We start from the raw sequence: 12419 nt of genomic DNA, 5'->3' as shown, positions 1-12419 counted from the left end.
TTGCCCGCGGGTGAGGAAAGGCTGCGCAGCGCTTGTGCCGAATTGCTGGCTCAGGACGATCTGTCCCGCGTCATCTGGCATGGTCGGCAGGGCATCGAGCAGGCGTTGCGCCGAGTAGACGAGCAAAAGCGTACCCGCAACCGGCGCATTGGCCGCTGTCCTCAAGGGCGCGGCGCTGTAGATCAGCCAGGCGTCCCCGACTTTTCGCGCTTCGGGTGCAGGCGAGGTGCCTTTGGCGGCCTTGTTCAGCATGTCCAGCGTAGCGAAGCTGACGGGCAGGGCGCCTTGATTGTCGACGTCATTGAAGCCAGGCGGGCTCAAGCGTGAACCGATCACACCATTGCGGAACTGCAGCTGAGTTTGAGCGCTGGCGATAGCGCCCGAATCATTGCTTTGCAGGGCTTGAGCCAGCGCGCCGTCCCGGGCCGCCGCCTGGGTGTCGGCGCCAATCTGTTGCAGGGCCTTGTTGACCGCGCTGGCTTGCGCGCTGCCCCAGGCCTGCGCCAGTTGGTCCTGCTGCTGCGGCTGACTCAGCAGGCCCAGCCACACCAGAATGGCGGCGGCAATCAGGCCGATGACCGCAGGTATCAGGCCGGGTGTGGACACGCTCAGATTGGAATCCTTGACCGGAACGTCCGTGCTGTCCGTACGAGCGAATGCCTTCGCGGTGCGCTTGATGCCTTTCACCTGAACTCTCCCTGCTCAACGGTCCTGAATCGAATTAAGTTGCTGCTCGGCGGATCGAGGACCCTGACAATCCTCGTGTGCTGCGAATCGCGGGTCAGGCAGCAGGATCAGTGACTGCCTGAATGCCCAAAGCCCCCGGCGCCGCGCTGACTCTCATCGAACGTTTCAACCAGTTCGAAGTGAGCTTGTACCACGGGCACCAGCACCAGCTGGGCAAGGCGCTCGCCGATGGCGATCTTGAAGGCGGTCTGACCACGGTTCCAGCACGACACCATCAATTCGCCCTGGTAGTCAGAGTCAATCAGGCCGACCAGATTGCCCAGCACGATGCCGTGCTTATGGCCAAGCCCGGAGCGCGGCAGAATCAAAGCGGCAAGCCCGGGATTGCCGATGTAGATCGACAGGCCGGTGGGGATCAGCAACGTCTGGCCAGGCTCCAGAACGGTGTCCTCTTTGAGCATGGCGCGCAGGTCGAGGCCGGCAGAACCCGGAGTGGCGTAAGCGGGGAGTGGGAATTCGTTTCCAATGCGGGGATCGAGAATCTTGGCTTGTAGAGCATGCATGCGTGATTAAACCTGGTTCATTCGTTCGGCGATAAAGGTCACCAGCTGGCGGGCGATCTTGGCCTTGCTGGTTTGGGTGAAAAGCGTTTCGTGCAGCGCCCGGTCGATCACGCTGCAGGCGTTTTCCTCACTGTTGAAGCCAATGCTGGGGTTGGCGACGTCATTGGCCACGATCAGGTCAAGGTTCTTGTCCTTGAGTTTGCGTGCCGCGTAATCGAGCAGGTGTTCTGTCTCAGCCGCAAAGCCCACGCTGAAAGGGCGGTCATTGCGTTGAGCAATCGTCGCGAGGATGTCCGGGTTGCGCACCATCTGCAGCAGCAAGCCGTCTCCGTTCGTGGGATCTTTCTTTAATTTTTGAGGTGCGACGACTTCAGGGCGGTAGTCCGCAACGGCCGCAGACGCGATGAACAGGTCGCAGGGCATCGCCGCCTCGCAGGCTGCCAGCATGTCCCGGGCGCTGACCACATCGATACGCGATACCCGATCCGGGGTGTGCAAATGGACCGGGCCGGTGATCAGCGTGACCCGCGCGCCGGCTTCGGCAGCGGCTTCAGCCAGCGCGAAGCCCATCTTTCCGGAGCTGTGATTGGTGATGTAGCGCACCGGGTCGATGTTTTCCTGGGTGGGTCCGGCGGTAATCAGCACATGCTTTCCGGTCAGCGCCAAACGCTGGAAGCAGTCTGCGGCCGAGAGCGCCAGGTCGTTAGGCTCGAGCATACGGCCGTAGCCGATGTCGCCACACGCCTGGCTGCCGCTGGCAGGGCCGAACATGCGCAGGCCACGCTCTTCAAGCAATCGGATGTTGGCCTGCACGGAAGGGTCGCGCCACATGGCCTGGTTCATGGCGGGCGCGACGGCGACGATGGCGTCAGTGGCCAGCACGACGGTGGTCAGCAAGTCGTTGGCGATGCCCTGGGCAAGACGCGCCAGCAGGTCAGCGGTGCCTGGCGCGATCAGCACCATGTCGGCCCATTTCGCCAGCTCGATGTGACCCATCGCCGCTTCGGCTGCGGGGTCGAGCAAATCCATGTGTACCGGATGCCCGGACAAGGCCTGCATGGTCAGCGGCGTGATGAACTCAGCGCCGCCCTTGGTCATGACCACCCGCACTTCTGCACCGTGGTCGCGCAAGCGGCGGACCAGCTCGGCACTTTTATAGGCCGCGATGCCACCGCCCACGCCGAGAACGATGCGTTTCCGATACAGCCGCTGCATAGGCCTGCCTTTTGGTCGAGTTAACACGCGGCAATCAAGACGCCTCCCCAGGCCAGACCGACGCGTAAAAAAGATGGGCTAAGATAGCACAGCGACCGCACGGGAACAGCGGCGCCCACACACATGGAGGTGCTATGAGTATTCGTGATTGGCCTGCGGCGGAACGTCCGCGGGAAAAGCTGCTGGCGCGAGGTGCCGGCAGCCTGTCGGACGCGGAATTACTGGCCATTTTCCTGCGCACGGGGGTAGCCGGGCGTAGTGCGGTGGACCTGTCCCGGCACCTGCTCAGTCAGTTCGGCAGCTTGCGTGCGTTACTGGATGCCAACCTTGTGACCTTCAGCGGCGAGCTCGGGCTGGGGCCTGCGAAATACGCCCAGCTGCAGGCGGTCATGGAAATGGCGCGTCGGCACATGGCCGAGTCGATCAAGCGCGACTCGGCGCTGCAAAACCCCCTTCAAGTGCGCAACTACCTCAAGGCGCTGCTCAGGCACGAGCCCCACGAAGTGTTTGGCTGCCTGTTTCTGGACAACCGGCACAGGGTGCTGACGTTCGAAATTCTGTTTTACGGCTCCATCAACACGGCGCAGGTTTATCCCCGGCAGGTGGTCAAGCGTGCGCTGGCAAACAACGCGGCCAGTTTGATTCTTTGCCACAACCATCCCTCAGGTATTACCGACGCCAGCAAGGAGGACCTGGAGCTGACGCATCGCCTGAAGGCTGCTTTGGCGCTGGTCGACGTCTCGGTGCTGGATCACCTGATCATTGGCGACGGTGATCCACTGTCGATGGCAGAGAGTGGTTTGATGTGACGGGCTTGGACCTGTGGGAGCGTGCTAGCCCGCGATGAAAAGTTGTCAGCCGACGTCAGCGGTTTGGCGACCCGCCGTGGGAGGGCGCTTGCTCGCGATGAGGCCGTTACAACCGCCGCCTATTTTAGGCGCCAAATATCGAATCGCGAACAGGCTCCGTGCCACAACCCCCACTTGCTGCGGGGCCTACAGTGCGTTTACTTCACGGTCACCTTGGAGAAGTCCTGGCGACCAAACGGGCTGACCGAATACCCCGTCACGCTTTTGCGCGTCAGGGCGGCGGCCGTGGGGTGAGCCAGTGGCAGCCACAATGCCTGCTGCTGGATCAGCGCTTGCGCCTTTTGATAGATCTTGCTGCGTTTGTCCTGGTCGCTGGTGGTTTTGCCGTCGCTGATCAGCTTGTCCAGATCAGCATTGCAGTAGCGCGCAAAGTTAGTGCCGGACTGTACGGCCGCGCAGGAAAACTGCGGCGTCAGGAAATTATCCGGGTCACCGTTATCGCCTGCCCAGCCCATGAACAACAGATCGTGCTCGCCGACCTTGGCGCGGCGAATCAACTCACCCCACTCAATGACTTTGATCTCGGCCTTGATCCCGACTTTCGCCAGGTCCGCCTGCAGCAGTTGTGCGCCGAGGTTCGGGTTGGGGTTCAACGTGCTGCCGGTGGGTCGGGTCCAGATGGTGGTGCTGAAACCGTCCTTCAAACCGGCCTTGGCCAGCAGTTGCTTGGCCTTGGCGATGTCCAGTTTGTAGCCCGGCAGGTCACTGGCATAACCCCAGGTGTTGGGAGGGAAAGGCCCGTTCGCGGCTTTAGCCGAGTCTTCGAACACCGCTTTGAGGTAAGTCGCTTTGTCGAACGCCAGGTTGATGGCCTGCCGCACTTCAGGTTTGTCCAACGGCGGGTGCTGGCTGTTGATCGCAAGGAACGCGGTCATGAACGCGTCAGTCTTTTCGACAGTCAGTGCAGGGTCTTTATTGGCCTCTGCAATGTCCAGCGGTTTGGGCGAAAGCGCCACCTGACACTCGTTCTGCTTGATGCGCTGCAGCCGAACGTTGGCATCCGGCGTGATCGCGTAAATCAGCGCGTCGACCCCAGGCTTGCCCGCGAAATAGTCAGGGTTAGCCTGGTAACGCACCACGGCGTCTTTCTGAAAGCGCTTGAAAATAAACGGTCCGGTGCCGATAGGTTGGCTGTTGAGCTTCTCCGGCGTGCCGGCTTTCATCAACTGGCCCATGTATTCGGACGAATAAATCGACGCGAACCCCATGCTCAGCGTGGCGAGGAACGTTGCGTCCGGGTGGTCGAGGGTAAAGCGCACGGTGTTGGCGTCTGGCGCCTCGATCTTCTTGATCAGCGCGGGCAATTGCATCGACTGGGCGTGGGGGAAACCCTGCACTGCGACGTTGTGCCACGGATTGGCCGGGTCCAGCATGCGCTGGAAGGTCAACACTACGTCGTTGGCATCCAGGGTGCGGGTGGGTTTGAAGTAATCGGTGGTGTGAAATTTCACACCACTGCGCAGCTTGAAGTCGTACGTCAAGCCGTCGGGCCAGACCGTCCAGCTCTCCGCAAGGCTGGGCACCAGTTTGCGGGTCTGGGCGTCATAGTCCACCAATCGGTTCATCAGTACGTCGGCCGAGGCGTTGGTGGTGGTCAGCGAGTTGTACTGGACCACATCGAAACCTTCCGGACTGGCCTCAGTGCAGACACTCAGCGCCGAGGCAGCATTTGCCATCAGTGGAGCGAGAAAGGGCGCGAGCAAAATAGGCAATAAAGCGAGACGCATGGCGATGTTCCTGCTGATCAGTAGGGGCCATCTGCTGGCGCAGTCTGGTGAGGGAGTAACCCTAGACCATGCTTGAACGCAGGACAATCACTCTGGCGCGACGAGTGGTATATTTGCGCCGCAGCCTTGGCAGCTGGCTCTGTCAGGTGGCAAACCCTATGGATTCTGTTCTTTAAGCGTCATCGTTGTTGTTGCACCGGAGGGTTTCTGGTATAAAGCAGCGCTCTTTTCTAGGGGCCCGCTGCCTTCATCGTAGGTGTGGCCGGTAAGACCCCTGAAGAAACGCGGCGCCTGGCGCCAAATGACTGAGAGATTAAGCGGCCAACCCATGCCGGGTTGGGCATGTGGTTTTAGAGGGCTGAGGCATGTCGAGAGTCTGTCAAGTTACCGGTAAGGGTCCGGTGACTGGGAATAACATTTCCCACGCAAACAACAAAACCCGTCGTCGTTTCCTGCCAAACCTGCAGCATCACCGCTTCTGGGTTGAAGAAGAGAAACGTTTTGTACGTCTGCGCGTATCTGCCAAAGGCATGCGCATCATCGACAAGCGTGGCATTACTGTCGTTCTGGCCGAAATTCGCCGTGATGGCGCTAAGGTTTAAGGGAGAGAATCATGCGTGAATTGATCCGTTTGGTGTCGTCCGCTAACACCGGCCACTTCTACACCACCGACAAGAACAAGCGCACGACTCCGGATAAAATCGAAATTAAAAAATTCGATCCGGTTGCTCGTAAGCATGTGATCTACAAAGAAGCCAAAATCAAGTAATTGATTTTCGCGTCTTACGAAAAAGCCCGCAGCGATGCGGGCTTTTTTGTGGGCGGCGTTTACGTCTTTTGCTCAAACACGACGTATATCTTCCTGCACGCTTCCAGCACTTCCCACGTGCCCACAAACCCCGCCGGGATCACGAAGCGATCGCCCGCGCGCAGGGTTTTAGAGTTGCCGTCTTCGTCTCGTAATACCGACACACCCTGCACGATCTCGCAGTATTCATGCTCGCTGTAGCTGACTTTCCACTGTCCGGGCTCGCCTTCCCAAACGCCTGCGCTCATCTGTCCGCAAGGGCTGTTGTAGTGGTTATAGAGGGTCTGCTGCGGATCACCCTTGAGGATTTTCTCCGCCGCAGGCCGATAGCGTTCCGCTTCGGTGCTGACGGCGCTGAAGTCGACGATGCTTTCGATGCTCATGTTTATCTGGCTCCTGGAGTGCGGTGAGGGCAAGGGTTGGAGAGGCTGGCCGGGCGATAGTGCCGCACTTGGCTGTTGAATAAAATGCACGAAACGGCGTCGTTTCCGCAGGTTCCGTCCAATATATTGGAAATTCGCTGAACGCTGGTTTAGGGTGACCCATCGCCTTTGCCAGAACCGGCACACCATAACGGCGGGTCCTGCAGCGCGGTTCACGAACCTACGGACGCGCCAATTCACACGAGGAGGAATGTTTCATGACGACCCTGACTCATGCTGACTGGGAACAACGCGCCCAGGCTCTGAAAATTGAAGGCCGTGCCTTTATCAGCGGCGAGTACACGCACTCCGCATCCGCTGCCACGTTCGATTGCATCAGCCCGGTCGATGGCCGCTTCCTGGCCCACATCTCCAGTTGCGACGCCGCTGACGCCCAACGCGCGGTTGAAAATGCACGCGCCACGTTCAATTCGGGCATCTGGTCACGTCTGGCCCCGGTCAAGCGCAAGGCGGCGATGTTGCGTTTTGCGGCGTTGATCAAAGAAAACATCGAAGAATTGGCCTTGCTCGAAACCCTCGACATGGGCAAGCCGATCAGCGACTCCTACGGCATCGACATTCCGGGCTCCGCGCAAGCGTTGAGCTGGAGCGGCGAGGCCATCGACAAGATTTACGACGAAGTAGCGGCAACCCCGCACGACCAGCTAGGTCTGGTCACCCGCGAGCCTATCGGCGTCGTGGCCGCCATCGTGCCGTGGAATTTCCCGCTGCTGATGGCCTCCTGGAAACTGGGCCCGGCGCTGTCCAGCGGTAACTCGGTCATTCTCAAACCGTCGGAAAAATCCCCACTGACCGCCATCCGCGTCGCACAACTGGCGATTGAGGCGGGCATTCCGGCTGGCGTGCTCAACGTGCTGCCAGGTTACGGTCACACGGTTGGCAAAGCGCTGGCGCTGCACATGGACGTGGACACCGTGGTGTTCACCGGGTCGACCAAGATCGCCAAGCAGCTGCTGGTGTATTCGGGCGAGTCGAACATGAAGCGCGTATGGCTTGAGGCCGGGGGTAAAAGCCCAAACATCGTGTTTGCTGACGCACCGGATCTACAGGCTGCCGCCGAGTCGGCTGCCAGCGCCATTGCCTTCAACCAGGGCGAGGTGTGCACTGCCGGCTCACGGCTGCTGGTAGAGCGGTCGATCAAAGACACCTTCCTGCCGATGGTGATCGAGGCCCTGAAAGCCTGGAAGCCCGGCAATCCGCTGGATCCGGCCACCAACGTGGGCGCGCTGGTCGATACCCAGCAAATGAACACCGTGCTGTCGTACATCGAATCGGGTCACACCGACGGCGCCAAGCTGGTCGCCGGCGGTAAGCGGATCATGCAGGAAACCGGTGGCACGTACGTCGAGCCGACGATTTTCGACGGCGTGACCAACGCCATGAAAATCGCCCAGGAAGAGATCTTCGGCCCGGTATTGTCGGTGTTGACCTTCGACAGCGCCGAAGAGGCGATCCAGATTGCCAACGACACGCCGTATGGCCTCGCTGCCGCGGTATGGACGGCGGACCTGTCCAAGGCGCACCTGACCGCCAAAGCGTTGCGTGCCGGCAGTGTGTGGGTCAATCAATACGACGGCGGTGACATGACCGCGCCGTTTGGTGGCTTCAAGCAGTCGGGCAATGGCCGTGACAAGTCGCTGCATGCGTTCGATAAATACACTGAGCTGAAAGCGACCTGGATCAAGTTGTAAAAGAAGGCGCCTTAGCTGTTGAACTGTAGGAGCGCGCTTGCCCGCGATGAGGACGGCACATTCAGCATTGTGGGTGCCGGACCAGACGCAATTGCAGGCAAGCGCGCTCCTACAGATCACAATGACAGAATATAAAACAGCCGGGTTTTCCCACGAAAACCCGGCTGTTTCGTCTTTCCCTTTTGAAATCGCAGGAGCGTTGTAATGCGTTGGGGTACGTATTTCGCCGTGCTGGCGTCGGTGCTGAGTGTCGGTCTGGCACTGGGCGTCAGCATGCCGCTGGTGTCGCTGCGGCTTGAGGCCTGGGGCTACGGCGCGTTCGCCATCGGCGTCATGGCGGCGATGCCGGCCATTGGCGTGTTGATGGGGGCCAGCCTGGCCAGTCGGCTCGCGGCATGGCTGGGCACGCCGGCACTGATGCGCTTCTGCCTGTGGGGTGGGTCGGCTTCGGTCGGATTACTCGCACTGCTGCCCAATTACTGGATCTGGCTGGTGCTGCGGTTGATGCTCGGCGTCATCCTGACCATCGTCTTCATCCTCGGCGAAAGCTGGATCAACCAACTGGTGATCGAGCGCCTGCGCGGCAAGCTGGTGGCGTTGTATGGCAGCAGCTACGCCTTGAGCCAGTTGGCGGGCCCGATACTCCTCGGATTCGTGGGCACTGACGCCGATTATGGTTTCTGGGTGGGCACCGCCCTGCTGGCTGCCTCGCCGTTGTTGCTACTGGGCCGAACCGGCGCCCCGAGCGCTCACTCGGCCAATGTGACGCTCAATGATCTGTGGGGCTTTTGCGCGCGCCTGCCGGCGATTGCCTGGGCCATTGCCCTATTCGCCGGGTTCGAAGCGATGATCCTGACCTTGCTGCCGGTGTATTGCCTGCAACAGGGTTTCACCCCGGAAATCGCGTTGGCGATGGTCAGCACCGTGGTAGTGGGCGATGCGCTGCTGCAATTGCCCATTGGTGCGCTGGCGGACCGGGTGTCCCGGCGGCGGCTGTTCTCCGGCTGTGCGCTGGCGCTGATGGTCGCGAGCATGTTGATCCCGCTGCTGGTGGACACGCGGCTGATCTGGCCGCTGTGGGTGCTGTTCGGCGCCAGCGCCGGCGGGTTGTTTACCCTGTCGCTGATCCTGATCGGCGAGCGGTATCGCGACGATGCACTGGTCCGGGCCAATGCCCATGTGGCGCAGCTCTGGGGGATCGGCTGCCTGCTGGGTCCGTTGCTGGCGGGGGCGGGCAGCCAGTGGATCAGCGGTCAAGCGCTGCCTTTGCTGATGGCGGCGGGCGCGTTCGGGCTGGTGATCCTGTCGCAGCGTCAGCGTGCATTCGGCGTTGAGCCGGTGGCGGCCTAGAGCATGCGCTCAAGGCCGACGGTCGTGGCGAACCAGGCGTTGAACCGGCGCCACCAGTCGCCCGGTTCCTTGTACAGCGTGTGCAGCTTGCCGTTGTCCTCGGTGACCCAGACCACGCGGTCATTTTCCAGCCTGGCCTGATAGCTGATCGCGGGCGACATGCCTTGCAGCGCCAGTTCGCGCAGGTATTGGGTCAGTTCCGGACTGTCCACCAGCACGCCGACCTCGGTGTTCCACAGCACCGAGCGCGGGTCGAAATTGAACGAGCCGACGAAGACCTTCTGTCGGTCGAAGATCATCGCCTTGCTGTGCAGGCTTGAATCCGAACCCCCGGTGAACGACCCGTGCTTGAAGAACTTGGGGCCGCTGCCGCCGGAGTTCCCCGTGTCCCCCGGCTGGCGACGCAGTTCAAACAGTTTCACGCCATGGGCCAGCAACGCCTTGCGATACGGCGCATAGCCGCCATGCACGGCGGGCACGTCAGTGGCTTCCAGTGAGTTGGTCAGCAGGCTGACCGACACGCCCTTGTCCGACAGCCCGGTGAGATACACCAGCCCTTGCTGCCCCGGCACGAAGTAGGCCGAGATCAACATCAGCTCCTGATGCACGCCCACCAGGTCCGGTGCCAGTTGCGTGGTCAGCAGCAGATGGGGATCGGGTTCGCCTTGGGACAGGACTTTGGTCGGCGCGTCCCACAGGGCCTGGTTGTAGGCCCAAATCAGCTCGTTGAGCCAGGTCTTCATCCGCGGGTGGTCCTTGTAGGCCATCAACCGCTCGTACAGCGCCTTGTTGTGTGCGTGGGACTGCTCCAGCGATTCGGCCAGGCGGACGCGCGCTTGCGCAAGGTCGTGCGCATCGGGTTGCCAGTACACGAAGTCATCGATGGGTTTGCTCAGGGCGCTGTTCCAGTACTGATCGAAGCTGTGACCCAACTGCTCGGCCACCGGACCGACGCTGAGCATGTCGATGTCCGTGAAATTCAAGTTGGGTTCGGCGTCAAAATACTCATCGCCCAGATTGCGCCCGCCGACGATGGCCACCGCGCTGTCGGCCAGCCACAGTTTATTGTGCATGCGTCGGTGCTGCAGTGACAGGTCGAACAGGCGCCCCAGGCTTCGGGTGGCGCCGGTGCCGCGGCCCAGGTTGAGCGGATTGAACAGCCGAATCTGGATGTTCGGGTGCGCGGCGAGGGTCGCAATGACCTGATCCAGACCATCGCTGGTGGTGTCGTCCAGAAGGATGCGCACCCGCACGCCGCGATCGGCGGCCTTGAGCAGTTCGTCGACCAACGCCCGAGTGCTGAGGCCGTCGTGCACGATGTAGTACTGCAGGTCCAGACTGGTCTTGGCGTTACGGATCAGTTCGGCACGGGCCATGAACGCTTCGGTGCTGTTGGGCAACAAGCGGAAACCGGAGCGGCCTTCGTGAGGCGCGGCCTGCGCCATGATCGAACGTCCGAACGAAGAATCCGCCGCGGGCAGGGCCTGAGTGGGCACGCCGGGCGGCGGGGAATGGGCGCAACCGCTGACGCAGAGGGCACAAAACAGCAAGTAGGGCGTGGCCCATTTGTAGGTCAACGGCGTTATCCAGAAGTTACATCATGGCGATATGACCGCATCCGGCGGCAAAAAGTTAACCACTGGTCAATCCGATTGAATCATCAGCGCAGAGACCGCCGCACCGACCTTGCGCACAGCGTCTTCAATCGCAGGGGTCGGCTTGGCAGCGAAGTTCATGCGCAGGCAGTTTCTGTACTTGCCGGAGGCAGAAAAAATGCTGCCCACCGCGATCTGTACGCCCTGGCCCTGCAGCGCGCGATTGAGCCGCAGCGAATCGAAGTCCTCCGGCAATTCGACCCACAGCATGAAGCCGCCTTGCGGACGACTGACCCGGGTGCTTTCAGGGAAATATCGGGTGACCCAATCGGTCATCTGGTCGCGACTGCGCTGGTACTGCGTGCGCATTCTGCGCATGTGTGGCTCGTAATGACCGTCCTTGAGAAACTCGGCAATCGCCAACTGCGGCTGGGTCGCGGTAGAGCCGGTGCTGATGTATTTCATGTGCAGCGCCCGATCCAGATAGCGGCCGGGCGCCACCCAACCGACGCGCAGCCCCGGCGCGAGTGTCTTGGAAAATGAACTGCAGAGCAGGACGCGTCCGTCCTGATCGAAGGATTTGATCGTGCGCGGTCTGGGGTAGGTGTAGGCAATGTCGCCATACACATCGTCTTCGATGATCGCCACGTCATACCGCTGCGCCAGGGTGAGCAGGGCGCGTTTGCGCTCCTCCGGCATGATGTAACCCATCGGGTTGTTGCAACTGGGCGTCAACTGTATGGCCTTGATCGGCCATTGCTCCAGCGCCAGTTCCAGCGCTTCGATGCTGATGCCGGTGATCGGGTCCGTCGGGATCTCAAGGGCCTTCATGCCCAAGCCTTTGAGCGCCTGCATGGCGCCGTGAAAACTGGGGGAATCCACAGCCACAATATCGCCGGGCTGACAGACCGAGCGAATGCTCACCGACAGCGCTTCCTGGGCGCCGGTGGTGATGACCACATCATCCGGGCCGACCTGGGTGCCGGAATCCAGCAACAGGCGCGCCACCTGAATGCGCAGGGCCTGGGTGCCGTAGATGTTGTCGTAATACAGCCCCGGCATGTCCATGCGGCGGCTGATCTTGCCCAGGGCCTGGGTCAACGGCCGCAGGGTCGGGCTGGTGATGTCTGGCATGCCGCGGGCCAGTTGAATGACGTCCGGATTGGGCGTGGCGCTTGCCAGTTCCAGCACCTGCTCCCATTGAGAAATATCCACGGGTCGTTGTGCCGGGCGGCCTACAGCCGGCAGGGCCGGGGACTTGCGACCGGGCGGCACAAAATAACCGGATTTGGGGCGCGGGGAGGCCAGGCCGTTGTCTTCCAGCAGTCGATACGCCTGCTGCACCGTGCTCAGGCTGACGCCGTGTTCAACGCTGAGTGCCCGCACCGAGGGCAAGCGGTCGCCGGGGCGATAGAAGCCATTTTCAATGCGCGTACCGAGCAGGTCGGCAAGATTGACGTACAGGGTCATG

At 61.2% G+C, this 12419-nt stretch carries 11 protein-coding genes; 5 read left to right on the top strand and 6 right to left on the bottom strand.

Features of this window, described 5'->3' with window-relative positions:
* Positions 1-794: 794 nt before the first annotated feature.
* Positions 795-1250, bottom strand: a complete 456-nt coding sequence (dut, locus tag ABQX22_RS07610; RefSeq protein WP_349798081.1) for a dUTP diphosphatase — start codon at positions 1248-1250, stop codon at positions 795-797.
* 6 nt (positions 1251-1256) lie between these two features.
* Entirely contained in the window at positions 1257-2465 is a 1209-nt protein-coding gene (gene coaBC / locus ABQX22_RS07605; RefSeq protein WP_349798080.1) for a bifunctional phosphopantothenoylcysteine decarboxylase/phosphopantothenate--cysteine ligase CoaBC, read from the bottom strand.
* A 134-nt stretch (positions 2466-2599) separates the two neighbouring features.
* Here coaBC and radC point away from each other — a divergent pair, with 134 nt between their 5' ends.
* Positions 2600-3274 (top strand): RadC family protein, encoded by a 675-nt coding sequence (radC, locus tag ABQX22_RS07600; protein WP_349798078.1) that lies wholly within the window; start codon positions 2600-2602, stop codon positions 3272-3274.
* A 197-nt stretch (positions 3275-3471) separates the two neighbouring features.
* On the opposite strand, the gene ABQX22_RS07595 is transcribed toward radC, so the two are convergent.
* A complete protein-coding gene (locus tag ABQX22_RS07595; protein ID WP_349798076.1) occupies positions 3472-5061 on the bottom strand; it encodes an ABC transporter substrate-binding protein in 1590 nt (529 codons plus the stop codon).
* A 365-nt stretch (positions 5062-5426) separates the two neighbouring features.
* Here ABQX22_RS07595 and rpmB point away from each other — a divergent pair, with 365 nt between their 5' ends.
* Entirely contained in the window at positions 5427-5663 is a 237-nt protein-coding gene (gene rpmB / locus ABQX22_RS07590) for a 50S ribosomal protein L28 (protein WP_349798074.1), read from the top strand.
* A gap of 11 nt (positions 5664-5674) precedes the next feature.
* Entirely contained in the window at positions 5675-5830 is a 156-nt protein-coding gene (rpmG, locus tag ABQX22_RS07585; RefSeq protein ID WP_219063048.1) for a 50S ribosomal protein L33, read from the top strand.
* A 59-nt stretch (positions 5831-5889) separates the two neighbouring features.
* On the opposite strand, the gene ABQX22_RS07580 is transcribed toward rpmG, so the two are convergent.
* On the bottom strand, positions 5890-6252 hold the full coding sequence (locus tag ABQX22_RS07580; protein WP_349798071.1) for a cupin domain-containing protein: 363 nt from the start codon (positions 6250-6252) through the stop codon (positions 5890-5892).
* Between the two features lie 257 nt (positions 6253-6509).
* On the opposite strand from ABQX22_RS07580, the gene ABQX22_RS07575 reads away from it, so the two are divergent.
* Positions 6510-8003 (top strand): aldehyde dehydrogenase, encoded by a 1494-nt coding sequence (locus ABQX22_RS07575; RefSeq protein WP_349798069.1) that lies wholly within the window; start codon positions 6510-6512, stop codon positions 8001-8003.
* Positions 8004-8207: 204 nt separating this feature from the next.
* Positions 8208-9353: an MFS transporter gene (locus ABQX22_RS07570; RefSeq protein ID WP_349798067.1), complete on the top strand. Its 1146-nt coding sequence runs from the start codon at positions 8208-8210 to the stop codon at positions 9351-9353.
* Here ABQX22_RS07570 and ABQX22_RS07565 read toward each other — a convergent pair.
* Together ABQX22_RS07565 and ABQX22_RS07560 are read right to left on the bottom strand one after the other, a co-directional pair.
* Positions 9350-10930: a phospholipase D family protein gene (locus tag ABQX22_RS07565; protein ID WP_349798065.1), complete on the bottom strand. Its 1581-nt coding sequence runs from the start codon at positions 10928-10930 to the stop codon at positions 9350-9352. The two genes, ABQX22_RS07570 and ABQX22_RS07565, sit on opposite strands and share 4 nt — an antisense overlap.
* 66 nt (positions 10931-10996) lie before the next feature.
* On the bottom strand, positions 10997-12418 hold the full coding sequence (locus ABQX22_RS07560) for an aminotransferase-like domain-containing protein (protein WP_349798063.1): 1422 nt from the start codon (positions 12416-12418) through the stop codon (positions 10997-10999).
* Position 12419: the final 1 nt, after the last annotated feature.

It is taken from the genome of Xanthomonas sp. WHRI 1810A (genome assembly GCF_040202885.1).
In the GTDB taxonomy this organism is placed as follows: Bacteria; Pseudomonadota; Gammaproteobacteria; order Pseudomonadales; family Pseudomonadaceae; genus Aquipseudomonas.
This window is presented reverse-complemented; position numbering and strand designations above follow the sequence as displayed.

Coding starts and splice junctions, on each gene's coding strand:
- ABQX22_RS07580 (WP_349798071.1), bottom strand. CDS start 6,252: ATGAGCATCGAAAGCATCGTCGACTTCAGCGCCGTCAGCACCGAAGCG.
- ABQX22_RS07595 (WP_349798076.1), bottom strand. CDS start 5,061: ATGCGTCTCGCTTTATTGCCTATTTTGCTCGCGCCCTTTCTCGCTCCA.
- dut (WP_349798081.1), bottom strand. CDS start 1,250: ATGCATGCTCTACAAGCCAAGATTCTCGATCCCCGCATTGGAAACGAA.
- rpmG (WP_219063048.1), top strand. CDS start 5,675: ATGCGTGAATTGATCCGTTTGGTGTCGTCCGCTAACACCGGCCACTTC.
- ABQX22_RS07575 (WP_349798069.1), top strand. CDS start 6,510: ATGACGACCCTGACTCATGCTGACTGGGAACAACGCGCCCAGGCTCTG.
- radC (WP_349798078.1), top strand. CDS start 2,600: ATGAGTATTCGTGATTGGCCTGCGGCGGAACGTCCGCGGGAAAAGCTG.
- rpmB (WP_349798074.1), top strand. CDS start 5,427: ATGTCGAGAGTCTGTCAAGTTACCGGTAAGGGTCCGGTGACTGGGAAT.
- ABQX22_RS07560 (WP_349798063.1), bottom strand. CDS start 12,418: ATGACCCTGTACGTCAATCTTGCCGACCTGCTCGGTACGCGCATTGAA.
- coaBC (WP_349798080.1), bottom strand. CDS start 2,465: ATGCAGCGGCTGTATCGGAAACGCATCGTTCTCGGCGTGGGCGGTGGC.
- ABQX22_RS07570 (WP_349798067.1), top strand. CDS start 8,208: ATGCGTTGGGGTACGTATTTCGCCGTGCTGGCGTCGGTGCTGAGTGTC.